The sequence below is a fragment of the Natrinema limicola JCM 13563 genome, assembly GCF_000337475.1.
Taxonomy (GTDB): Archaea; Halobacteriota; Halobacteria; order Halobacteriales; family Natrialbaceae; genus Natrinema; species Natrinema limicola.
In genome coordinates this window covers 18,450-42,110 of record NZ_AOIT01000056.1, presented here as the reverse complement: position 1 = coordinate 42,110, position 23,661 = coordinate 18,450, and the positions used below count along the sequence as shown (strand labels likewise).

At 63.4% G+C, this 23,661-nt stretch carries 23 protein-coding genes and 1 pseudogene; 11 read left to right on the top strand and 13 right to left on the bottom strand.

What is annotated here, in order from left to right; translation table 11 throughout:
* The first annotated feature begins 2 nt into the window (after positions 1-2).
* Entirely contained in the window at positions 3-137 is a 135-nt protein-coding gene (locus C476_RS19685; RefSeq protein ID WP_008014253.1) for a DUF7503 family protein, read from the top strand.
* A gap of 92 nt (positions 138-229) precedes the next feature.
* Here C476_RS19685 and C476_RS14490 read toward each other — a convergent pair whose 3' ends face one another.
* From C476_RS14490 to glpA, 5 genes are all read right to left on the bottom strand, one after another.
* Entirely contained in the window at positions 230-2,305 is a 2,076-nt protein-coding gene (locus C476_RS14490; protein ID WP_008014252.1) for a hypothetical protein, read from the bottom strand.
* 66 nt (positions 2,306-2,371) lie between these two features.
* Complete coding sequence (locus tag C476_RS14485) at positions 2,372-3,556, bottom strand: Cdc6/Cdc18 family protein (RefSeq protein WP_008014251.1); 1,185 nt, start codon at positions 3,554-3,556, stop codon at positions 2,372-2,374.
* Positions 3,556-4,890, bottom strand: a complete 1,335-nt coding sequence (locus C476_RS14480) for an anaerobic glycerol-3-phosphate dehydrogenase subunit C (RefSeq protein WP_008014250.1) — start codon at positions 4,888-4,890, stop codon at positions 3,556-3,558. Before C476_RS14480 ends, C476_RS14485 begins: the two co-directional genes overlap by 1 nt.
* A 112-nt stretch (positions 4,891-5,002) precedes the next feature.
* On the bottom strand, positions 5,003-6,289 hold the full coding sequence (gene glpB, locus C476_RS14475) for a glycerol-3-phosphate dehydrogenase subunit GlpB (protein ID WP_008014248.1): 1,287 nt from the start codon (positions 6,287-6,289) through the stop codon (positions 5,003-5,005).
* Positions 6,290-7,999: an anaerobic glycerol-3-phosphate dehydrogenase subunit GlpA gene (gene glpA, locus C476_RS14470; protein ID WP_008014245.1), complete on the bottom strand. Its 1,710-nt coding sequence runs from the start codon at positions 7,997-7,999 to the stop codon at positions 6,290-6,292.
* Positions 8,000-8,294: 295 nt separating this feature from the next.
* Between glpA and glpK the strand changes: the two genes are divergently transcribed.
* From glpK to C476_RS14455, 3 genes are all read left to right on the top strand, one after another.
* The gene (glpK, locus tag C476_RS14465) at positions 8,295-9,836 is read left to right on the top strand and encodes a glycerol kinase GlpK (RefSeq protein ID WP_008014242.1); all 1,542 of its coding nucleotides are present in this window, start codon (positions 8,295-8,297) and stop codon (positions 9,834-9,836) included.
* Positions 9,837-9,839: 3 nt separating this feature from the next.
* Positions 9,840-10,913, top strand: a complete 1,074-nt coding sequence (locus C476_RS14460) for a hypothetical protein (RefSeq protein ID WP_008014240.1) — start codon at positions 9,840-9,842, stop codon at positions 10,911-10,913.
* A 157-nt stretch (positions 10,914-11,070) separates the two neighbouring features.
* Positions 11,071-11,754 (top strand): HAD-IIB family hydrolase, encoded by a 684-nt coding sequence (locus C476_RS14455; RefSeq protein ID WP_008014238.1) that lies wholly within the window; start codon positions 11,071-11,073, stop codon positions 11,752-11,754.
* 66 nt (positions 11,755-11,820) lie between these two features.
* On the opposite strand, the gene C476_RS19015 is transcribed toward C476_RS14455, so the two are convergent.
* Both C476_RS19015 and C476_RS19415 read right to left on the bottom strand, forming a co-directional pair.
* Complete coding sequence (locus tag C476_RS19015; RefSeq protein WP_008014237.1) at positions 11,821-11,997, bottom strand: hypothetical protein; 177 nt, start codon at positions 11,995-11,997, stop codon at positions 11,821-11,823.
* Between the two features lie 122 nt (positions 11,998-12,119).
* Positions 12,120-12,403, bottom strand: a pseudogene (locus tag C476_RS19415) (hypothetical protein).
* Positions 12,404-12,640: 237 nt separating this feature from the next.
* Between C476_RS19415 and C476_RS14445 the strand changes: the two are divergent.
* From C476_RS14445 to C476_RS14430, 4 genes are all read left to right on the top strand, one after another.
* Positions 12,641-13,636, top strand: a complete 996-nt coding sequence (locus C476_RS14445) for a phosphate uptake regulator PhoU (RefSeq protein ID WP_008014235.1) — start codon at positions 12,641-12,643, stop codon at positions 13,634-13,636.
* An 80-nt stretch (positions 13,637-13,716) separates the two neighbouring features.
* Positions 13,717-14,991, top strand: a complete 1,275-nt coding sequence (locus C476_RS14440; protein WP_008014234.1) for a Single-stranded DNA binding protein — start codon at positions 13,717-13,719, stop codon at positions 14,989-14,991.
* Positions 14,988-16,634 (top strand): hypothetical protein, encoded by a 1,647-nt coding sequence (locus C476_RS14435; protein WP_008014233.1) that lies wholly within the window; start codon positions 14,988-14,990, stop codon positions 16,632-16,634. Before C476_RS14440 ends, C476_RS14435 begins: the two co-directional genes overlap by 4 nt.
* A 9-nt stretch (positions 16,635-16,643) precedes the next feature.
* Positions 16,644-17,480: a metallophosphoesterase gene (locus C476_RS14430; RefSeq protein ID WP_049911912.1), complete on the top strand. Its 837-nt coding sequence runs from the start codon at positions 16,644-16,646 to the stop codon at positions 17,478-17,480.
* A gap of 24 nt (positions 17,481-17,504) precedes the next feature.
* On the opposite strand, the gene C476_RS14425 is transcribed toward C476_RS14430, so the two are convergent.
* The gene (locus tag C476_RS14425) at positions 17,505-17,816 is read right to left on the bottom strand and encodes a hypothetical protein (RefSeq protein ID WP_008014231.1); all 312 of its coding nucleotides are present in this window, start codon (positions 17,814-17,816) and stop codon (positions 17,505-17,507) included.
* A gap of 168 nt (positions 17,817-17,984) precedes the next feature.
* On the opposite strand from C476_RS14425, the gene C476_RS14420 reads away from it, so the two are divergent.
* On the top strand, positions 17,985-18,218 hold the full coding sequence (locus C476_RS14420) for a helix-turn-helix domain-containing protein (RefSeq protein WP_008014230.1): 234 nt from the start codon (positions 17,985-17,987) through the stop codon (positions 18,216-18,218).
* A 108-nt stretch (positions 18,219-18,326) separates the two neighbouring features.
* Here C476_RS14420 and glnA read toward each other — a convergent pair whose 3' ends face one another.
* Positions 18,327-19,682 (bottom strand): type I glutamate--ammonia ligase, encoded by a 1,356-nt coding sequence (gene glnA / locus C476_RS14415; protein WP_008014229.1) that lies wholly within the window; start codon positions 19,680-19,682, stop codon positions 18,327-18,329.
* 244 nt (positions 19,683-19,926) lie between these two features.
* Positions 19,927-20,280 (bottom strand): hypothetical protein, encoded by a 354-nt coding sequence (locus C476_RS14410; protein ID WP_008014228.1) that lies wholly within the window; start codon positions 20,278-20,280, stop codon positions 19,927-19,929.
* 203 nt (positions 20,281-20,483) lie between these two features.
* Here C476_RS14410 and C476_RS14405 point away from each other — a divergent pair, with 203 nt between their 5' ends.
* Positions 20,484-20,834, top strand: a complete 351-nt coding sequence (locus tag C476_RS14405; RefSeq protein ID WP_008014227.1) for a thioredoxin family protein — start codon at positions 20,484-20,486, stop codon at positions 20,832-20,834.
* 188 nt (positions 20,835-21,022) lie between these two features.
* Here C476_RS14405 and C476_RS14400 read toward each other — a convergent pair whose 3' ends face one another.
* From C476_RS14400 to C476_RS14390, 3 genes are all read right to left on the bottom strand, one after another.
* Positions 21,023-21,349 (bottom strand): hypothetical protein, encoded by a 327-nt coding sequence (locus tag C476_RS14400; RefSeq protein ID WP_008014225.1) that lies wholly within the window; start codon positions 21,347-21,349, stop codon positions 21,023-21,025.
* A gap of 211 nt (positions 21,350-21,560) precedes the next feature.
* Entirely contained in the window at positions 21,561-21,800 is a 240-nt protein-coding gene (locus tag C476_RS14395; protein ID WP_008014223.1) for a hypothetical protein, read from the bottom strand.
* Positions 21,801-22,174: 374 nt separating this feature from the next.
* Positions 22,175-23,101: a hypothetical protein gene (locus C476_RS14390; RefSeq protein ID WP_049911911.1), complete on the bottom strand. Its 927-nt coding sequence runs from the start codon at positions 23,099-23,101 to the stop codon at positions 22,175-22,177.
* A 325-nt stretch (positions 23,102-23,426) separates the two neighbouring features.
* Here C476_RS14390 and C476_RS18740 point away from each other — a divergent pair, with 325 nt between their 5' ends.
* The gene (locus tag C476_RS18740) at positions 23,427-23,597 is read left to right on the top strand and encodes a hypothetical protein (RefSeq protein WP_008014219.1); all 171 of its coding nucleotides are present in this window, start codon (positions 23,427-23,429) and stop codon (positions 23,595-23,597) included.
* Positions 23,598-23,661 lie beyond the last annotated feature (64 nt).

Sequence of the window (23,661 nt, the reverse complement as noted above, 5' to 3'; positions counted from 1 at the left end):
CAATGTCCGAAGCAGACAGCATGAAGGACTACCTCGCACAGAACCCACGAATGATCGGCGCCCTGTTCACCCTGTTCGTCCTGCTCAGTCAGGCGGGCACGGCTGCGGCAGGCATGACGACTCAGGTCGGTCCCTAAACAGGTACGCGCAGTTAGTTCCGAATAGACGCTCCTTCTATCGCAGATTCGACTAAGCGTTCGAGTCTATCTCCTCGTCAGAAACGAGGGGGTTAGTCTATCGAAATCGATCCGATACCCTCGTTCCAGTGGAGAGTTCCATCGACGAGCACCGGCAGTTCGACCCACGTGAGATACTCCTCGAGTGCGGTTCGGTCGACCTCGAAAAACGGTGTGGAACTGGGGGTAAGATGTCGATCCTCGACGGACTCGAGAGTAGAAGCAGTCGCGCTCCCGAGTTTGAACTCTTTAGTCGAATACGACCGTGTCGCGAATTCGAACGCGTCGTCCGCCCCGTGTTTGAGTTCGATGATTCCCGGTGTGCCGCCATCGGATTGGGCAATGTCTGCCGACCCGTCACCGACGATGAGATACTGGTTGCCCAGCATCGAATTCTCGCGAGCGATCTCGAGCGCCCCTCGAAGCGGGAAGCCGCGATTTAACAGTCTGGCCATGGTCTCGCCGGCTGTTACTGCATGCTCGTTGATGACGTCGGCGTACGTGCTGACACCGCCGAACGCGCCTCGCCGGGTGAGTGCGAGCCCCTGTTCGTAGGAGCGACAGGCGTTCAGGAAGAAGACACCCACGTCGACGGACTCGAGGGTCCGGATGTCGAGGTCGCCGTCGGGACAGCGGAGGCCATCTTCGGTCGCGTGGCCGATGAAGTGAAAGAAGTCGTAGCTGCCGTCGGTCAGTAGGGTCGCCAGCTGGTCAGCGTCGACGCCGAACTTCGAGTCGATCTCGAAGGGAAGATCGGACCGGTTGCCGTAGCTGCCGTCAAGCAGGTCGTGTTCGTCTATCATGCGCGCGTCGTTACAGACGAGCAAAAGCTCGATCGATTCGACGGGTTCCCGGTGCTGGAGTTGATGTTGGTACGCCTCGAGCGTCGCTTTCGAGGCCTGCTGGGGCACGCCGTCACCGAACCAGGCGTGTTCAACGGATTCGTCCGTTACCGCCGGCACGATGAACTCCGACTCGGCCGGTCCCGGCGAAGACGAGCGTGCGGTCGTCGCCGAGCGGACGAGTTGAGAACTCGTCGCGTCCGTGTTCGGGATCGACTCGGGTGGTTGACTCGCCGTGTCGCGAACGATTCCAAGTTCGTTGACGATGAACGGCAGCAGCGTTGCGCTGTCCGGCTCGGACGGAACGTGGGCGGTCAGCGGCCACCGCGGAATGTGTGGTTCGAGAACGTCGAAAGGGACCGCGAGATATTGCTCGAGGCGCTCGGCGAGTGAGCAGTCGTAGGTGGCCGCAAAGTCAAAGGGAAGGTCGTCTTCCAGCATCGATCGCTCGAGGAGGTCGTACTGGAAGACCCCCTCAGTCCGAACGATGCAATCGAGGAAGAAAAACCGCTTCAGGAGGTTGGCGACCTCGTCTTCGAACGCATGGCCAGCCGAGATCGGATGGGTAAACGCTGGCGTCTCGAGTGCCGGCTCGTCACCCGGTTGTATCGTGGCACCCAGGAAAAACGCGAGCGGCGCGACCTGATACAGCGAGGCGTACGATCGCGGCACGGTAATCGTGATGTCGCCGTCCGGCCGGCCGACGGTGTCGGGGATCTCGAGTCGGTCGCCGAGTTCGATCAACGGCGGATGGCCACGCAGCGTCGGCCACGTTCGCTCGGGCGAGGTGGTCTTCAGTGCGGACGGGAGCGCAGAGACGGCGTCTATCATCGCGTCGATATCGGGAGGCGTGGTGATCGTTCCCCGCGGCTGGTCATGCAGCGATCGGACACCGAGCTCGATCGTCGTCTCGCGGTCGGTCGTGATCGTGATCGACGTCAGCCCGATATCGATCGTCCCTGGTGCGTCGATGCGACAGTAGAGCTTGATCGGGCCGCTCAATCCGACGAACTGTGTCCGATCCTCGAGTCGACCCGTTTCGCTGGCGTCGAAGCTCGCTTCCGTCTGCCCGGCTGCGTCGTGGACGGTGACGGAATACAGCTGATTGAACCCGAGTTCGTCGGTCTCGAGCCGGCAGGTCCGATCGACCGGGAAGCAAAACTGTGCTGGCTCGCTGGTGTCGAACGAGACGGAGCCGGGGGTCTCGATCTGGAGGCGGCGTTGCTCGATCGAGTCGTACACCTCGAGCCCGGTCGGGGCAGCCGTTTCCGCGAACGAGATCGTCATAGCTCAGCTGGTAGTGATTGCACCCTCTCGCCCCATGGTCAAAAAGAATTGTATCGGCCGGTCGGCCTATGCTCTGTCGATCCCGTTGGCCGACGGGATCGATGCCGCAGTGAGCGCTTGGAACGCAATCGTCGGGAACAGTGGGCTGACCGTACTCGGCTGGCGACCGCTGCCGCGATCCGGCGTCGACAGCGGTACCCGTTCGATGACGCCGCGATCCGCGAGTTCGTACAGAAACCGTTTGACCGTGCCGGCGGTCAGCGACGATCGAGCCGCGATCGCGGTCGCAATTTCACGAATCGGGCGGTCGGTTGCATCGAGCTCGGTAAGCGTCACCAGCACCTGCTGGCGCGTTTCCGGAAGCGCCAGCGCGCGACCGACGTGGACACCGTTTTCGGGCACGTCGGCCCGTGCAGTCTCGAGGTGGCTGTGCTCGATTCGATCCGCGTCCCCCTCGCGTGCGAGGACGGCAGCCCCGAACAGCGCCGCGAGCGCGTCGTGAGCGTTTCCATCGGCCCAGGCAGCCAGCTCGCGCACGGCTCCGTGATCGAGCGCGCCCGCTGCAAGCCCCGTCGAGGCGCGGTCGGTGATCACGTCGACGAGTTCGTGATCACGGTAGGCCGGTACGGTGACAGTCGCACCGTCCCACCCGTCGGGTTCGCGCTGGCCGACCGGGACGATCGCGACGTGTGCGTCGACTGGTGTCAGGAGGTCGCGAGCGCGCCCGACGTCGAGCGTCTCGGGTTCGTCGTGGTGATCGATCGCGACGATCACGCGACGATCGGGACGGTCGAGCCTGTTGCACAGCCGCGTGCGCAGTTCCTCGGTCCCGATGCCGCTCTCGGGGACCGGCTCGCTCGAGATCAGCGAGAGGACGGCCCGATAAAACGAAAAGGGGCTTTCGATACGACGACCGTCGACGGTCCCAAACCACGTGATCGGGCCAGCAGCCCCGGCCCGCGTCGTCGTGCCGATCGACCGCGCCGAGCCGCTGAACTGGTCGTTGAGCGCATCGAACAGCGCGGTCACGATCGCGGACGTTCCCGATCCCGGCGGGCCGACCACCGCGACCGGCGGCGGCAATTCGTCGTCGAAGACCGGTTCGAGCGCATCGAGCAGTTGCTCTAAGACGGGGCCACGGCCCACCGGCTCCGGCCGGTGGACGACGGGACTGAGCTGGTCGCGGTCGACGATAATGCGCCCGCTCTGTCGCGATGACCGCCGGCGAGCGATTCGCTCCTGTAAGTCCATTACTGGCCGTCTGCCTCCGCTGCCGGTCCGACGAGCGCTGCCTCGAGCACCTCGAGTGTGTGGGTAATCTCGTAGCCGGTGCCGTGTTCCATCTGCATCGAGCAGGTCGGACACTCCGTGAGTCCAGCCTTCGCGTCCGCGTCTTCCATGTGCTCGAACATTTCTGCCCCGATTTTCATGGAGGTTTCGTAATTCTCTTCCTTCCAGCCGTAGGTGCCGGAGATCCCCGAACAGGAGTCACCGACGTCGTGGGCATCGATGCCGTCGATTGCCTCAAGCACTTCGACCGTCTGGCCGTCCAGCCCCTGGTTTCGGGCGTGACACGGTGCGTGATACGCGAAGTCGTCGAACTCGTCGCCGACCGAGGTACCCTCGAGTTCGGCCTCGAGATCCTCGTGGACACGGAGGTACTCGACGGCGTCCCAGGTGTTTGCGGCGACATCCTCCGTGCCCTCGAAGTCGAACAGTTCGGGGTACTCCTGGCGGAGCGACATCGAACACGAACTGCAAGAGGCGATGATGTCAGCGCCGTCTTCGAGGGCCCAGGCGAGTTCGCGTACGTTCGTCTCGGCCGACCGGCGTGCGTCCTCGAGCATCCCGTTTGCGAACATGGGCGTCCCCGAGCAGTGCTGGTCGGGGACCATGATCTCGTAGCCGAAGTGTTCGTAGACCCGCACCAGCGCCTTGGCCACTTCGGGGGGGTTGTAGTTGGCGTAGCAGCCGTGGAAGTAGGCGATACGCTTGTCGGGGTTCTGGACCTGCGCACCGCCTCGTTTGGTCCACCACTCCCGGAAGGTCTCGGTCGCGAACTCGGGGAACTCCCGTTCGCCGGTGATTCCGAGGAGCTTTTCGCCGAGCCACTGCGTCGCCGACAGCCCCATCACGAAGTTCGTCGTCCGCGGGAACATCGACCCGAGCGGGGCGAGCCGGCGGTAGTTCGCGAGCATACGGTTGCGCCAGTACTCCCGCGAGAGTTTGCTCATGTTTTCTTCGACGTACTCGGCGCGGGCGGTGTTGTGCATCTGCGAGAGCGGCACCTCCGAGGGACAGGCGCTGTCACAGCGCATGCAGTTCGAACACTTCATCACCGAGTCGTCGATGTCGTGGTCGTCCTGGCGCTTGAGCCGCCACTGTTCGGGGCCCTGGAACTTCGGGCCGGGAAACTCGTCGTCGACCTCGGCGACAGGACAGTTGGTATCGCACGTCGAGCACTTGTAGCAGTTGTCCGCCCCCGGTCGGAGGTCCATCTCCCCGGCCTCGGGAAAGACCTGAATCGGCTCGAAGTCGTCGTCTCCCGGTCCGCCATCGTCGGTCGGCTGTTGTGCATCGCTCATCGAATCACCAGAGTCAGTCGGTCGCTGTCGGTCGCATCGGTCGGTCGGCTCCGTTCATCCATACTCGGTCGATCGCGTTCGCCACTCGAGTCGCGTGACTCGCCCGTGCCGGTCATTGTCCCGCCTCCGTCCCCGCACGCTGGCCTGCAACGTAGCCCGTCGCGAGCGAGACGCCGCTGCCGGATTTCTCTGCCGCGAAGTCGTAGCCGCCAAGCACCGCGCCAGCTGCACGAAGATTCGAAAGTTCGGGCTCGTCGCCGGGATCGAGCGGTCGGAGGTCGCGGTCGACCGGCAGGCCGAATCGTGCGTAGGGTTGGTCGCCGAAGACATCGTCGACGAACCAGTCGTAGCGGTCCGCCGGATGGGGAACGTGACAGTCAAAGATCGGCTCGAACACTCGCTTGCGCTCCGATCGCACGCCCTTACCGACCAGCCCGCCCGTCGCAAGCACGTACTGGTCGGCGTGATGGGGGATCTCGGTTCCGTTGCGGTCGACGACGACGTGGTCGATTCGCCCGCTGGTGTCGGTCTTGTACTCGATTACCGGCACACCTGTCGTCACTCGGACGCCGGCGTCCTCGAGCGCGTCGTAGAGCAGGTCCTCGAGTCGTAGCCCGGGCAGGCTCGGCGGCCCCATCGGGACCTCGAAGACGTCGACGCCGAGTCGCTCCGCGAGGTCGGCTCTGACTGCGTCGGCGTGATCGTCTCCGAGGATCGCGGGGAAGCCGACGCGGCTCTCGTCCTCGAGTTGGGACCGGACGATATCGGCGAGCGCATCGCGCGCGGTCGTCTCGCCCGCTGCCGTCTCCACGGTTTCGTCGTGGTCGAGCAGGTGAGCATAGCGCGTGACCTTCGCGTCGTCTCGGACGACCCCGGGGAACCGAACCGTCACGCCACGGGCCGCGAAGGGAGCGCCGGCGGCCTCGAGATGCGCGGCCGCAAGGGGGGCCTCGAAGTCCGGCAGCGTCTCGAAGCCGACGAGCAGGGTATCGCGGTCGTCGCTTGCGAGGCCGGCGGCGGTCGAAACTGGGTATCTGGCGGTCGGCTTGACCGTGCCGCCATGGGTCGGGACGAGTGCGTTCGCGTCCGTGTGGCCGCCGTCGTAGGCGTCGCCCGCGATCTCGTCGAAAAACGCGAGGGCCTCACGGACCCCCTCGAGCCCCACGCGCTCGTAGGGGTGGCCCTCCGGGAGGTCGGCCAGCGCCTCGAACGGGTCCACGAGCGGGCCGTTGCCCGCCGGTGTGTATCCCAACACGTCGATCAACCCGCTGGCGTTGCGAAGCGTGCTCTGTTTGTGCGAAACGAGTCGCACCTGCGCGCCTTCGTCTACCGCGGCGAGTGCAGCGGTTGCGCCTGCGAGGCCGCCGCCGATCACGAGGACGTCGTCTTCGATCGCCATCTAGCGGCCCCCTCGGATCCCGTCGATCCGGTCTCTCTCGGCTCGGCCGTCGTCGAAGGCCGCGAAATCAACGGTCGACGTCTCGCTTGCGGGATCGCGATCCCGATTCATCGTCGTCGCATGCAAGGCGTAGTTGAGCATCGCTTGCGAGAGCTGTTCGCCCCACAGCGCGTGGCGCTCGCCTTTCCAGCGTTCCTGAAAGAGTTCGTCGAGTGCCTCGCGGACCATCTCCTCGTCGTATTCGGGGTGGAGTTCGTTCGCCATGGGTTGACAGCAAAAGCCACCCTGGCAGTTCCCCATCGAGGCCCGCGTCCGGATGCGAACCGCGTTCAGGTCCGTCCCTGACTGGGCGATGGCATCTTTGATCTCCGCGCGCGTGACGCCCTCACACTGGCAGATCACCGGGTTCGGCTCGTCGGTCTCGAGCACCTCGCACGCCCGACTCCCGAGCCGCTGTCTGCTCCGGCGGGCGACCGGCGAGCGCAGGCCGAAGTCGTCCATCCCGGCCTCGAGCGTCGCGATGTTTTCGCTGCCGGGCAGTGGCTCGTCGGCGGTCGTACAGGCAGCGTTTACACCCAGTTTCTCGCAGACGTGATCCGAGATCTGTTCGGCCATCATCCGATAGGTAGTGAACTTGCCGCCGACGATGCTGGACATCCCCGCGACACCGTCGCGGTCGGCGTGATCGAGCAGGAAGAAGTCCCGGGTAATGTCGGTCGGGTCCTGCGTGCCGGTTCCCGGCGGCTCGTAGAGGGGGCGGACGCCCCAGAACGAGCGGATTGTCCGGGCTTCCTCGAGGATCGGCACCAGTTCCGAGAGGGTGTCGATCATCTGATCGACCTCCCACTGTTCTTCGGGATAGTCGTCCGGATCGGCGACCTCCTCGTCGGTCGTGCCTAAGATTGCGGTCGTCTCGTGGGGGACGACGATGTCAGCGTCGCCTTTCGGATGGCAGCGGTTGATTACGGTGTCGACCTGCCGGACGTTCATGATCGTCATCACGCCCTTGGAGGGGCGGACTGCGATCTCGAGGTCGGCCATCGCACCGATCTGGCCGGCCCATGCGCCGGTCGCGTTGACGACGTACTCGGCGGTGATCTCCTCGGTGGTCCCGGACGTGGCGTGCGTGCGTTTGCCGGGACCCGAGTCGTGGCGCACCTCGACGCCGTAAATGTCGTCGCCGTCGCGCAGGAGGTCGATCACTTCGGCGTGAGTCTCGATGCGTGCGCCGTGGTTCTGGGCGTCGATTGCGTTCGCGACGCAGAGTCGGAACGGGTCGACAGCACCGTCGGGGACCTCGATCGCCCGTTTGATATCGTCCGCGAGGTAGGGTTCGACCTCGCGGGCTTCCGACCCCGAGAGCACGCGGGCGGGGATCCCACACTCCCGACAGCCCTCGAGTTTCTCCTGGAAGTAGTCGTCCGAGTCCTCGGGTCGCTGGACGAACAGCCCGCCGGTCTCCTCGACGCAGTGACCGGCGATCTCCCGAAGGACCTCGTTTTCTTCGATACACTCCGTCGCACTGGCCTGGTCGGAGACGGCATATCGCCCGCCGCTGTGGAGCAGGCCGTGCATCCGACCGGTCGTTCCGTCTGTGAGGTTGCCTCGCTCGACGAGCGTGACCTCGAGGCCCCGCATCGCCAGATCGCGGGCGATGCCACAGCCAGTCGAGCCGCCGCCGAGGACGAGAACCTCCGTGTCACGGGCCATTCCTTCAGAAGCCACTACGGACAGCCACACCTTTATTTTATCGACGGCAAAGGAACAGCCATAACAATGGGCTGATATCGGGGCTGGTAGTCAGTTGATCCGAACGACACACAGCGACCGCATGTCGATTTTCTTCTGAGAATAGCGCTTATAGCGTTCACACTGCCTAAATTCTCACACCATCTTATGATGGCCGTGTTATGAGTTCGGTAACTTTTATAATGATTGTAGGAATTGTTTACTATTAGAACGCGTCCGTCAGTAAAGACATCGCGCGCGAGTGTGGATAACACCTATGACAACCAATACCTACGTCGGTGCGGTAGACCAGGGAACGACCGGCACCCGCTTCATCGTCTTCGATCACGAGGGACAGGTCGTCGCGAACGCCTACGAGAAACACGAACAGATCTATCCCGAACCCGGCTGGGTCGAGCACGATCCGACGGAAATCTGGGAGAACACCAAAGCCGTCATCAGACAGGCCCTCGGGCAGGCGGGTATCGGCCCCGATCAGCTCGAGGCTATCGGCGTGACCAACCAGCGAGAGACGACGCTGCTGTGGGATGCAGACACCGGCAATCCCGTCCACAACGCCATCGTCTGGCAGGACCGTCGGACGACCGATCGCGTCGAGCAACTCGAAGAGGAGGGAATGGTCGAAACCATCCGCGACAAAACCGGCCTCGAGGCCGACGCCTACTTCTCGGCGACGAAAGCCGAGTGGCTCCTCGACAACGCCGACCCGATCAAACTCGAGCGCACGCGCCCCGCGGACATCCGCGACCGCGCAGAGCAGGGTGAGGTCCTGTTCGGGACCATCGATACGTGGTTGATCTACAACCTCACGGGCAACCACATTACCGAAGTCACGAACGCCTCGCGGACGATGCTCTACAACATCCACGATCTCGCGTGGGACGACGACTTGCTGGCGGAGTTTAACATTCCCGAGGCGATGCTCCCCGAGGTCCGCCCCTCGAGCGACGACGCCACCTACGGGACGACTGATCCCGACGGCTTCCTCGAGGCCGAGGTGCCCGTCGCGGGTGCGCTTGGCGACCAGCAGGCGGCCCTGTTCGGTCAGACCTGTTTCGATGCCGGCGACGCGAAGAACACCTACGGCACCGGCTCGTTCTTCCTGATGAACACCGGCAACGAGGCCGTCGAATCCGACCACGGCCTGTTGACGACGATCGGGTTCCAGCGCTCGGGTGAAGACGTCCAGTACGCACTCGAGGGCGCGATCTTCGTCACCGGCGCCGCGATCGAGTGGCTCGAGGACATGACGCTGATCGACGATCCTGCCGAGACGGCGGAACTGGCCCGCAGTGTCGATACGACCGATGGCGTCTACGTCGTCCCCGCGTTTACTGGACTTGGCGCACCCCACTGGGATCAGCGCGCACGCGGCACCATCGTCGGGATGACACGTGGCACCCGCAAAGAACACGTCGTCCGCGCGACCCTCGAGTCGATCGCCTACCAGACCCGCGACGTCGCCGAAGCGATGGAGGCCGACTCGGGGATCGAGATGACGTCACTGAAAGTCGACGGCGGCGCGGTCAAGAACAACTTCCTCTGTCAACTCCAGTCGGACATCATCGGCTCGGAGATCGTCCGCCCGGTGGTCGACGAGACGACGGCGCTCGGGTCGGCCTACGCGGCTGGCCTCGCAGTCGGCTACTGGAGCGATCCCGACGAGTTGCGGAGCAACTGGCAGATCGACGCCGAGTTCGAACCCGAGATGGATCCGGACACCGCCGATCAGCGATACGACCGCTGGGATGACGCCGTCGACCGAGCGCGCGACTGGGCGCGGGACAGTGAGGAGTAAGCGATGGTCCAGACGCTGCTTCAGATTCCGGTTATCGGAATGGAGACCGACGCGTTCGTCCTCCTGCTCATTACCGCCCTCGCTGGCGGTGCGTTCGGTGCAGCACTCGGTGCACTGCCGTCGTTCGTCTTTACGGGCTTCGTCGTCTTCCTCGGCGAAGGTATCGCGATCCTGCAGCGCGAAGTCGGTGCGGTCGAAGGAATTCCGGCAGCCGAACTCGGCGCTGGCATTACCGGGACGATCGGCTTCGGCGCGGTGACTGGTCCCCATATCGCCTTCGCTGGCGGTGTCGCCGCGACAGCCTATGCCGGACGGCGCTATCCCGAGATGGAACCCGCCGGCTGGGACTACCACTTCGGAAAGAACATCCTGTACGCCTTCGGGACCAAACCAGACATCCTCGCCGTCGGGGCGATCTTCGGCGTAGTCGGCATGCTCATCACGCAGGTGCTAAACGGAATCGGCTTCCCGACGGACAACATCGCGCTCTCGGTCGTCGCGACGGCCTTCCTGGCTCGCCTCGCCTTCGGCTACCCGCTCGTCGGCAAGGTGGCTGGCTCGAGCATTCTCGATATGTCGCCGTTCGAGCGCGAGGAAAAACGGATGGCTGCCGACGGCGGCACAGAAACCGACCGGTTAGCGACCGAGCCCTGGCTCCCCCACCAGTACGAGTGGTCCGGCGTGGCGACCATCGGCGTCATCGGTGGAATCCTCGGCGGGTACATCTGGCTCGAGACCGGGAGTATCTTCCTGGGGTATGCGATCTCCGCGATGAGCCTGCTGTTTCTCAACCTCGGCGTCGAGAAGATTCCGGTCACCCACCACATCACGCTGCTTGGCGCGGTCGGTGCGATCATCGCGATGCCGGCTCTCGGAAGTGAACCGGTTGCATTGCTCGTCGCCGGTGTCTTCGGTGCGATCTCCGGCCTGCTCGCCGAGGTAAGCCAGCGAATCTTCTACTCCCACTCCGGGACCCACGTCGACCCGCCGGCGATGGCGATCACGGAGTTCATGTTCGTTCTCGGGGTGCTCTATCTGGTCGGACTGTTGCCCAACGCGGGCTACCTCGCACTCTGATGCGGGACGCTTCATCCACGGCCCGCTTTCCTGCGGTTTGTTTGACAACCAACACATGGCGCTGTTGTCGCCCGTCGCAAGTAATCGGTTTGCGGCCGTCAGTATCGATCACGCTTGAACCGACCGCTTTAGGTCACCCAGCCCTCGAGTCACGGCTATGACCGCTGACCCGCCGCTCGTCCTCGACGTCGACGGTACCCTGACCCGTCCCCAGGGATGGGGTATCGATCCCCGCGTCTTCGATCCGCTCCGCGAATGGGACGCGCCCGTCGTGATCGCCACCGGGAAGGCCTTTCCCTACCCCGTTGCGCTCTGTCACTTCATCGGAATTCCCGAACTCGTCGTCGCCGAAAACGGCGGCGTCGTCTACACCGGCGACGACGTCTTTTTCACCGCCGACCGCGAGGCTGCCCAGGCCGTCACCGAGGAGTACCGAGCCGCGGGCTACGACCTCGGCTGGGGCAACGAAGACACCGTCAACCGCTGGCGCGAAACCGAAATCGCTGTCAACTTAGAACAGCCCCTCGAGCCGCTGCGCGAGATCGCCGCCAAGCACGGGCTCGAGGTGATCGACACCGGCTACGCCTACCACGTCAAAGATACGAATCCGAGCAAGGGGGCGGGACTCGAGACGATCGCCGAGCAGACCAGTATCGATCTCGAGGACTGCGTCGCGATCGGCGATTCGGTCAACGACGTTTCGACGTTCGAGGCCGTCGGTCGTGGGTTCGCCGTCAACAACGCCGACGAGGTGGCCAAAGCGGCCGCCGACGAGGTCCTTGAGGAGGTCCGCGCCGACGGGACGCTCGCGGTGCTCGAGCGGGTTCGCGGAACGCGCTGATCAGTTCTGGCTTCTCGGAGGGCGCTATTGTCCGATAGGCGTGCTCGCCGTCTGAACCGACGCCGCTTACCCCTCTGCGTACCACAGCGCCAGTACTCCGATGAACACTCCCGCGAAAAACGACCCAACGACGACCAAGCCGCCGATCCGATCGCTAAAAACGATGATTGTGAGGACAATGCCAAGCAGCAGTGATACAAGTGCGATGAGGGCATCGAGACGGCGACGGACGCCACGTTCCATGTTTTACTGTCAGCTTGGCTGAGTATAAACCTGAAGGTAAACTGTAGAATCTCGTAACCGCCGATCGACAGCAGTCCGACCGGACGTGACGAGTGTCGAGCGTCGTGACCCGCGTGTTTGAGTTACCTTTCGCCGGTGCTCGAGTCGCCGTCGCCAGCCGTGTCGGTGCTCTCGTCGGTGTCCTCGTCGACCGACGACTGAACGCCGTCGATATCGATAGGCGTGCCGAGTTCGTCCGTGTCGATCGCCGAGTCGACTGTCCCGTCGTTCGTCGACGATTTCAGCGCTCGCCGGACGACAATGTATCCAGCCAGTGCCGCTCCGCCGGAGGCGATCGCCCCGGTACCCCGTATCGTCTGTACCCGAACGTGGCCGATTTCTTACCGATTGTATAGGCACCGATCATGGCCGACGATTGCACTGGGACGTGCAAGAGAGCGAGGCTTCCGTGCGGAAGCGAGGAGAAACGTCGGCAACCGTAGACGCTCTATATAGCTGTCGGATATTCTAGGAGCGTGATTGTGTGGCGGAGATACGCATTCGAAAGCGTATCGAGCAATCCATCGAGTCGAATTGAGGGCGCATCTCGGCAACACTCTATAGATTTGCCCATATTTATATTCGATCGGTCGAATCCCGCTATATGGAGACGCGAAAGGTCCAGGTGACGGGTGGATCGACCTACACCGTCTCGCTACCAAAGACGTGGGCGACCGAGAACAACGTCAGCGCCGGCACGACCGTGGAGTTCTACCCCGAAGACGACGCGCTGTTGCTGACGCCCCGGAGCGAAACCGAACGGCAGGAGGGAACCCTCGACATCTCGCAGCTCGAGGGCGAACGGCTTACCCGGGCCGTGATGACGATGTACGTCAGCGGGTTCGACATCATTCGCCTCGAGGCGGGCCGAATCACGACCGACCAGCGCCGGGCGATCCGCAGTGCGACGCAGGGACTGGTCGGCGTCGAAGTCTTAGAGGAGACGACCGATAGCGTGGTCATTCAGGACTTACTCGATTCCTCGGAGCTGTCGATCGTCAACGCCGTCACGCGGATGCGCCTGATCTCCCAGTCGATGCTCGAGGACGCGATTACGGCGTTGATCGAGAACGACGACGACATCGCACACGACGTGATCGAGCGCGACGACGACGTCGATCGACTCTGGCTCGTCGTCTCACGGATCTTCCGGGCGACGCTTCGCTCCCCGCGAGCGGCCGAAGAACTCGGTGTTCCCCGCGAGGACTGTTTCGACCTCCACTCGAGTGCCCGCCAACTCGAGCGCGTCGCCGACCACGCCGCCAAGATTAGCAATCTCGCACTCAAACTCGACGAGATTCCCGCGGACGTCGCTGAGGCGCTCGAGGCCCTCCACGAGGACGCAGCAACGATCCTGGAGAAATCGATGGACGCACTGTTCGCCGAGGAGACCGACGAGGCAAACCGGCTCGGGCACAGTGCCCGCGAGGCCGTCCTCGAGATCGACCAACACACCCGCCAGATCGACGATATGCTTCGGGACCTCGACCCGGTGCAGGCCCAGTCGCTCGGGTTGATCGTCGACTCGCTGTCCCGAAGCGCCGACTACGGCGGCAATATCGCCGAGACGGCACTCCAGAAGGCCGCACCGCGCCCCTGACGGTCGCTTGACTGGTCGTCGCTGTTCACTTCCACCCTCCTGCGGGAACGCTTTTTAAGCCCCACCTCGAAAGGAAAACGATGGAACTCGACGAGCGTGCCGAGGATCTCGCCTCCGACCTCGGTGTCGACAAAGAGGAGGTCAAAGCTGACCTGCAGAATCTAGTGGAGTACAGCGTCCCGATCGACGAAGCCGTCCAGAGCCTCCGACGGAAGTACGGCGATGGATCCAGTGGCGGTGGTGGGGCACCATCGTCGAAAGACGTTGCGGAGATCACGCCAGAGGATAGCTCAGTCACCGTTACCGGCGTCGTCCTGACGGCCGGCAAACGATCGATCCGCTATCAGGGCTCCGATCACGTCATCGTCGAAGGCCGACTGGCTGACGAGACCGGTGCCATCGACTACACGGCGTGGGAGGACTTCGGGCTCTCGCCGAGCGAGACGATCACCGCGGGCAACGCGGGCGTCCGCGAGTGGGACGGCGAGCCCGAACTCAATCTCGGCGAGAGCACCTCGCTTTCCTTCCTCGAGGAGTCGCTCGAGGTCCCATACAAGATCGGCGGCGACGCCCAACTGGCCGATCTGCAGACGGGCGATCGTGCCGTCACGATCGAAGTCAGCGTCCTCGAGTGTGAACGGAAGACGATCGATGGCCGCGACGGCGAGACGGACATCCTGAGCGGTGTTTTCGGCGACGAGAGCGGTCGGCTTCCGTTTACGAACTGGGACCCCGCCCCCGAAATCGAAGAGGGCGGCTCGGTTCGCATCGAGAACGCTTACGTCCAGGAGTTCCGCGGCGTCCCCGAAGTCAACGTCTCCGAGTTCTCGACGGTCACCGCACTCGACCGCGAGATCGACGTCGGCAGCGATACCGCGACGATGGATATCGGCGACGCGGTCGCCACCGGCGGCGTCTACGACGTCGAAGTCGTGGGCAACCTGCTGGCGGTTCGTGACGGCTCCGGGCTGATCCAACGCTGTCCGGAGTGTTACCGCGTTATCCAGAAAGGGCAGTGTCGTACCCACGGCGACGTCGACGGTATCGACGACCTGCGCGTCAAGGCGATCCTCGACGATGGGACTGGTGCCGTCACGGTCGTCCTCGACGACGAACTGACCGAACGGGTCTACGGCGGAACCTTAGAAGACGCCTTAGAACAGGCTCGTGAAGCCATGGATCAGGAGGTCGTCGCCGAGACGATCCGCGAGCGCATCGTCGGCCGCGAGTACCGCGTGCGCGGACACCTCTCGGTTGACGAATACGGGGCGAATTTAGACGCCGAAACGTTCGCCGAGAGCGACGACGATCCGGCCGCGCGTGCGACGGCCTTCCTCGAGGAGGTGGACGCATGAGCGCGAACGGCAACGAGAACGGCGACGAGATTCCCGGACGGGAAATCGCTTACCGCCTGTTCGCGGCCGAGTACGATGACGCCTCGCTCTCGTATGCCGAAAGCGACGAGGAACGCGCGCCGAACTACGTCATCTCGCCGACCGGCGCGCGGCTCAACCGCGTGTTCGTCGTCGGGACGCTCACCGAAGTCACGTCGGTCAATGACGAGATGGTCCGTGCCCGCGTCGTCGACCCAACCGGCGCGTTCGTCGTCTACGCCGGCCAGTACCAACCCGACGAACTGGCATTCCTCGAGCAAGCGACACCTCCCGCCTTCGTCGCGGTGACGGGCAAGGCCCGGACCTTCCAGCCCGACGATTCGGATCAGGTCTACACCTCGATCCGGCCCGAGAGTATCGCGGCGGTCGACGCCGATACCCGCGACCGCTGGGTCGTCAGCGCGGCCGAGCGAACGCTCGAGCGCGTCGGCACCGCCGCCGGAGCAGCCGAACTCGATGTCGAGGGCGACGCCCTGACCGACACCCTCCGTGAGGCTGGCGTCGAATCCGGCCTTGCAGCCGGGATCCCGCTTGCACAGGACCACTACGGCACGACGCCGTCGTATCTCGCGGCGCTGCGTGACTGTGCACTCGAGGCGGTCGAAGTCGTCGCGGGCGAACGCGACCAGGTGACCGGCCTCGAGCTCGTCCCTGACGCGACGAGCCCGGACTTCGACGCGACGGCGGCGTCGCTTGCCGATCTCGCCGATCTCGAACTCGACGCGCTCGAGGCCAACGTCGAACCCGAGCCCGACACGCCGTCGGACGACCGATCGGTGGAACCGGTTGCGGCGACGGCCGGCGATACGGCGGACGCAGGTGCCGGGGCCGCGGCCGGCACGGCGACGAGTACGCCGTCGGAGACGGCAGACCTCGAACCCGAAACCGACCTCGAAACCGAGACGGTCGACGCCGACCACGAGACAGACGGTGACGAGACCGCCGAGCCGGAGACCGAGTCCGAGCCGACAGCCAGTGAGCCAGCGAGCGACGAGCCAGCGGAGAGCGATGCCGCAGCCGCCGACACGCTCGAGACCGAAGACGAGGACGACACGACGGACGACCGCGGTGACTTCGACGCCGGTGACGTTGACGACGGGATGTACGAGATGGACGAGGAGGAACGCGAACAGCTCGAAGCGGAGTTCGGCGCGGAGTTTACGACCGGGAGCGAGGTCGACGATCCCGGCGAAGCCGATATCGAGGTGCCCGACCCTGCCGAAACCGAGGACACGCTCGCGGGAGAATCGGCACCCGAGGACGCCACCGAACAGGACAGCGAGATCGGCACAGCGCCCGAGTCCGGCCTCGACACAGCGGCGTCCGACGAACCGGCACCCGAAACCGTGGAACCAGAACCCGCCGCGGACACCGATGACGCTGCGAGCGACGACGAACCAGCCGCCGACGTCGACCTCGAGGACTACGTCGTTGAGACGATGGAGGAACTCGACGACGGCGACGGTGCCGACCGAACCGCAGTGATCGAGACGGTCGTCGACGACACTGGCGTTCCTGCCGACGAGGTCGAAGATGCGATCCAGGACGCGCTGATGGGCGGGCAGTGTTACGAACCCGACGACGAGACGCTGAAAGCGATCTGATCGACCGCGATGCGAGGCGATTCAACTCGTTCCGATCCTGGGGATGTGTCGCCGCCAGCACGCGTCGAACCCGTCCCCGGCGAACCGGCCGCGACCGCCACGATCGCAGGCGAGCGCGTGTTACTCGTCGCCGACTACCACGCTGGCTACGAGGCTGGCCTGCGATACGACCGCGGCGTCGAGGTTCCAAATCATGCGGCCGACCGCCGGGAGCGATTGCTGGCGCTGTGTGACCGCACCCGGCCCGATCGGCTTGTCGTCCTCGGCGATCTCATGCACTCGATCGGCGACCCGGGCGGGGCCGAACGCGGCGAGCTCGAGGTACTGTTCGAATCGTTCCCGGCCGACCTCGCGGTGACGGTCGTCAAGGGCAATCACGACGGTCGCATCGAGACCTGGCTCGACGAGAGCGACGAAATCGATGCGACGGTCGACATCGTCCCCGGCGGGGGGATCGCCCTCGGCAATCTCGGCGTCTGCCACGGCCATACCTGGCCCGATCCGGCGGTCCTCGAGACTGAGGTCGTCTGTCTAGGTCACGAACACCCCTGCGTGCGGCTTACGGACGAAGTCGGCGGGAGTCGCGTCGAACGCGCGTGGCTTCGCGGTCGCCTCGAACCCGAGCCGTTTCGCGAGCGGCCCGAGTATGAGGGCGTGTCGTGGCTCGTAGCAGAAACGGACCCGCCGCGCGTGGTCGTCATGCCCGCGTTCAACGACCTCGTTGGTGGGACGTGGATCAACGTGGCTGGCCAGTCGTTTCTCTCGCCGTTTCTGCCCGCGGGGGTGGCTGACGGCGAGGCGTACCTGCTCGATGGAACGCGACTTGGCGCGTACGAGTCGGTTTGACGGCGCGGTCGATCGGACGAGAAACTACCGCCGTACCGTTTCCGACCGAATCTCGTCACCGTCACGCCATTGATAATAGTAGTACTCGGTTCCCGCGATTTCCGTCACCGAGACTGTCGCTCGTTTCGGGACGCCGTCGGGATACGTCTCCGGCTCGAGACCGTCTGACGATGACGTGTCCTCGCCGTCGTGCTGGTCTTTCCACGCGGCCAGCGTTTCGAGATAGGAACTCACAGCACGCAGCGTCGCTTCGTCTTGTGCGATGAGTTCGTCGCGCGTCTCGTCGCTTACGCTGTCCAGTTCCGGCGGCGGAGTCGGTCGCTCGTCCGGAGTCATGTCTCCTGCTGGGAACGGGAGACCCGTAAAACGTCGTTTTTGCGTCGTGGTCGGGTCGCTCGACGTAGTTTGTTACTTGATGGCGCAACACATATAGAGTCATAATATTCACTAGTACCCCAACTACGTGCAAATTTATATACAAGAACGTGGCCCGTTCTGTCGACAATGACGTCACAAACGCACCGTCCTGCGACGCAAATCGGTCCCGTTCCGGACGACCTCGAGTCAGCCCGCGCGAAACTCGTGTATATCTATCTTGAAGCCAGCGGCGGGGCAACGGCCGACGAGCTCGGCGAATTCCTCTCGATGAAACAGATCAACATCCTGAGTGTGCTCAACTCGCTGTCGAATCACGGCTACGTCGAGCAGTCGGGATCGGAGTACGTCGTCGCGAACTGATCGTCGAGACGTGGCGTGGGAGACGCGGTGGTCGTCGCTTGTTCTGTCGTGTGATCACCACTCGTCGGAAGCCGTGTCGCCGCTCGACGCGCAAAAACGCGGGCGGTCTCAGAAGGTCTCGAGGTAGCGGTCGAGTTCCCACTCGGAGACGTCGATGAGGAACTCCTCGAACTCCTGGCGTTTGGCCTCGACGAACTTGGAGGCGACGTGATCGCCGAGTGCGCTGTAGATCACCTCGTCTTCCTCGAAGGCGTCGACGGCGTCGCCGAGATTCGACGGGAGCGTGTCGATCCCGTACTCTTCGCGTTTCTGTTCGTCGAACTCGTAGATGTTCTCGCGAACCGGGTCGGGACACTCGAGGTCGCGCTCGATGCCGTCGAGACCCGCGTGGATCATGACCGCAAGCGCGAGGTAGGGGTTACACGACGGGTCCGGCGAGCGCAGTTCGACACGTGAGGCGGCGGGAACGCGGGCTGCGGGCTTGCGGATCAGCGCCGAGCGGTTGCGGTCGGACCAGGCGACGTAGACCGGTGCCTCGTAGCCCGGCACCAGCCGCTTGTAGCTGTTGACGGTGGGGTTTGCGACCGCCGTGATCGCTGGCGCGTGCTCTAAGATGCCGGCGATGAAGGCGTGGGCGGTCTCCGAGAGGTCGAACTCGTCGTCCGGATCGTGGAAGGCGTTCTCGCCGTCTTCGGTGAACAGCGAAAGGTGGGTGTGCATCCCCGAACCGTTGATCTTCGGGATCGGTTTGGGCATGAACGTCGCGTGCTGGTCGTGCTGGGCGGCGATCGCACGGACGACGGTGCGGAAGGTGCCGACGTTGTCGGCCGTCGTCAGGGCGTCGTCGTACTCGAAGTTGATCTCGTGTTGGCCGCGAGCGACCTCGTGGTGGCTGGCTTCGATCTCGAAGTCCATCTCCTCGAGGCCGTAGATGATGTCGCGGCGGACGTCCGAGGCGAGGTCCTTGGGTGCGAGGTCGAAGTAACCACCGTAGTCGCCGGTTTTCGTCGTTGCACGGCCCTCCTCGTCTTCCTCGAAGAGGAAGAACTCCGGTTCAGGCGCAGCGTTGACTGTATAGCCCAGCTCGTCGGCGCGCTCTAAGGCGTTTTTGAGGACACGACGCGGGTCACCCTCGAACGGCTCGCCCGTCGAGGTGTCGATGACGTCACAGATCATCCGGGCCGATGCGCCGTCCTCACGGTTTTGCCACGGGAGGATCGCGAAGGTGTCGGGATCGGGTTTGAGCCGCATGTCCGACTCCTGAATGCGAACGAACCCCTCGATCGAGGAGCCGTCGAAGTAGATCCCCTCGGTAAACGCCTTCTCGGTCTGCCGAGCCGGCACGGCGACGTTCTTGACGGTTCCGAGGATATCGGTAAACTGCAATCGGAGGAAGTCGATGTCTTGCTCCTCGATCTCGTCTAGTACGCGCGTTTCCGCAGCAGTTAGGTTCCCGTTCGTCATCTTTTGCTCGAGTCAAACAACGGAACCAACTATTAAAGCTCTGCTGTTGTGGGCGAATATACGCAAATAGCTGAAAAAGTAGTCATATGTAGTGTATACTATGATGGTGGTCGAGGTATAGTTGATACTGGCTGAAAGCGATCGAGAAAACTGGATAAACGTGTAGCGTTCGATCGACAGGACGATTCATCTGGCACTCATTTTCGTTCGAGGCCGCAGTTCGATCGCCGGGGTCCGGTCTCTGTCACTGCATTACGGAGCGGGGCTGTGAGCCGGCGGTTGCAAACTCGGTCAGTGCCGTCAGGTTCGAGAGGCTGGCAGTGATCGATGCCCGCCAAACCGTTGCTGACGCACGGAGTGTGCGTTGCCACGCTACGAACGGTCCCGACAACGCGTGGTGTGATACGGTCTCGTTCGACCGTGGGCGCTTGGCGAGCGTGGTCTCACATTCGGGGCAGACGTACGCGAGAGACTTCCTTCGTGGGCGCAACTGCCAGTCGCCGTCGATGGTACTCGTGTGATCACACTCCCAGCAGAACAGCGTTGCTTTCCGCTGGGTCGGCGTCCCGTCATCCTGGCCAGTTGCGGATCGGATCATCGAACACGAATACAGGACCCACGCATAAAGATACAGCCGTTCAGCAGTTTACGTAACTATATATTTCAGTGAATATTCGCTCTGATACCGTCAATCGATTCGAAACATGAATTGTGTTACCATGCGACGATTAGCAGATGGAATTCGGTTCGACACCAACGCACGCCGTCACAGGTTTCCGTGATGGGGCGCTACGTCTCTCTATGACCTCGCCCAACAAGCCGCGTCAACTCGAGACCGGCGACGAACTCGACGAGTTCGTCGCGACACATGACGTTGCACTCGTCGAATTTTACACCAGCGGGTGTGCGATGTGTCAGGCGATGGAACCGGTACTGGGGAACGTCGCCCGTGCGACGGACATCGCGATCGGGATGATCAACCCCCGCGACGACGCTGACCTCGTCGGCCGCTTCAACGTCCAGTCGGTGCCGCTGTTGGTCTTGTTCGAGGACGGGACGGAAACCGCGCGACTGGCAGACGGATTCCAGGGCGGCGACGCCGTCACTGAGTTTCTGGCAACGAACGTCCCGGACGCTGTCGACGCGACCTGACGTCACCGCTCGCTCGGACGTCCCGCTCACCCGGGTTCGTCTGAGCCACCCGACGCTGGCACAACATCGAGCGAAGCCGCGACACGTTGGATCCAACGGCCTTGCAGCCTCGCTGGCCGGTGAGCGGCCGGGCGCGTCTCAGCCCATCACGTGGGTTCGTGTAAGCGAACTACTGTTTGTATCGGTCCTCACTCGTCTGGTTCGAGTTCGCTCGGGTCGAGTTCGCCGTCGAGATACTGTTCGCCTCGTTCGGACACCTCGTAGACGCCGGTCATGGGATTGTTCAGGAGGCCGTACTTGGTCAACTCTCGACACCGGTAGGCACCGAAGTTGCCCGGACAGAGTCCCGCCTCGTCGAGCTGGGAGGGTTCGAAGGCGTCTTCGGACTGCAGGAACTCGAGGATCGGTTTGTCTGCGGGATCCATCCACTCGGCGTCCGTTTCCTGTTCCGCTTCGTTTTCGGATTCGGTCTCGGCGGCCGGTTCGTCCGACGCATCGGTCGTGGACTCGTCCATAGAGAACCAATCGATCTCCTCGGAGGAATGTGTTTCTGAAACAGCCGCAAGCAGCACACGGGAACCACCGCGACGGAGAGCACAACTGGCGGTCACTGCCGCCGCTCGTATAGCAGCCCGTCGATCGACGTGACGATCTCTCGAGAGAAGCCGTTGAACAGCACAGCACATCCGATCGTCCAGCCCTCGTGCGATCGGGATGCCACTCGTTTCAGCTGTGACTCTCGTCGGCGTCCTCGAGAAGACCGAGTTCGGTGGCGACGAGATCTGCGATTTGATCGGCGATATCGGGATCGACCTCGGCGACGTCGTCGCCGTCGTGGAGTTGCTCGTTGTGTCGTTCGACCGCGTCGGCTACGTCTGCAAGCGGAATACGGGAGGTCGTCTCGCAGGCAGGGCAGACGATCGGGACACGCGGGCCGTCCTCGTCGGCGTCGTTCGTGTTCGCCATTTGCTGGGAGTCTCGCGCCGATCGTCAAAATCTAATTGATTCGACGATCGCGTGTCGCCCGCGGTATCGAGCTGTGACTCTCCAGATCAGCCATAACCCTGTCATTACAAACATATGTTAGAAACAACCGATTTCCGCCCGCTTTCATCGCTCTCCGCCGATTTCGGCCAGCAGTATTATAGTGATACAATCGAATTATCAGGTAGACGGGGGTACGACAGTCTGTTGGTGGGATATCCTACCTGATCCGTTCGCCCCGTCACTACATGCGAGGAGCTCCATGGTTCCTGGCTACATCTGTAGCCATTCCCTGTCTTTCCCGACATTACGCTGGCGGGCCGTCACAGCGTCTCGAGCCGGTTGGCCGTTCGGCGTTAGCTGCGATAGCGTGCGAAGACGGCAACTGACAGTGCGACGATGGCCGTGAGCACGCCGAATCCGGGCATCATATCGTCCGCGCTGGCTGATTCATCGTCGTCATCAGTCGTCTGTGAGTCGGTCGGATCGGTCGCGTTCGACTCGGTTGGGTCAAACCGCTCGTCGGCCGGTGCGTCGAGTTGGAGGACGACGACGACCTGCGCGTGGGTCGCGTTCTCGGCCGCGTTGTAGGTCCAGCCACCGCCCGCTTCGTCGTACGGTTCCGCAGCGTCGATCGGATCGATGTCCGTCTCCCAGCCGTCTCCCTTTGGAACCTGCTGGATGTAGCCGACGACGTCGATCCGGTCTGCGTACTCGCCGCTGATCTGGGCTTGACCGTACGTGAGCGTCGCGTCTTCGGAATTGCCGTGGAATTCGAGGCAGTGTGAGTCCATGTAGCCGTCACCCTGTGCGACGTCCGGACTCGTCCCGAACTGGTCGCCGTCGAGCGGGAATTCGTGGTGCTCGTTCATCGGGAACTCGACGGTCATCGGGTCGGCCTCGGAGTGCCACGTCGTCGCGCCGCCGGTCGGGATCGTCACCGTCGTGTTCGGTACCGACTCACCGATGACTGGATCGCCGTTCTCGTTGAGCAACGTGACACAGATCTTTCCGGAGCCCTCACCGAGATACGGCTCTCGATACTCGTCGCGCGGGTTCTCGTAGCTGACCCAGCTTCCGTCGTCGGCCGCCGCCTCGAAGTACGGATCACCCTGCTCCGGCGCGGGTTGGACGTACGCTTCCTCAGAGACCGTTTCGTTCCCGTCAGGCTGGGCACTAACAGCCCCGGTCGCAGCGAGCCCGACGATGACGCCCAGGGCGACTCCGAGGGCGAGCAGCCGTCGCCCAGTGGACATCGCTCGAGGCTGATCACGTCCCGCCATGGTCACGCCTCATCTCCGGCGATGCCTGCTGTGAAGCCGATCGCATACCTATTCGACTGCAGTGACTGTCTTGGTTGTACACCAGTCATCGAACTGACGTACCGGATAGTATGCCCTATATATGAGTCGCCTATACCGAGGGTAAGCGGGGCCTACGTGGAGTAGACACCGTCTAAACGACTGTTTCAGAACCGTCAGTGTTCGATACGGACGCTGTTCACGACACCGTCTTCTGGTGATTGCACGCGATAGACCGAATACGCATGGCTGGGTCCACGAGAGCGCCGGCCGGCCGCTTTTCGGAGCGGTCACGATACCACCACCGATGAGCAACGAACACCCGGATCGCGACCGCGTTCAGGATCGTGCCGAACAGCGCCAAGCCGAGCGAGCCGATCACACCGAATCGATTTTCGCGAACCTCGAGCGCGACCTCGGCGAACTGGTCGACGAGAACGCGGCTTCGGGCAGCGAGCGTGGGGGCGGAACGGACTAGTCCCGGCGGGCCATCGGCCCGGTCGCCACGTTGTGAGTGACCGTCGTTCTCAACGACTGATCGT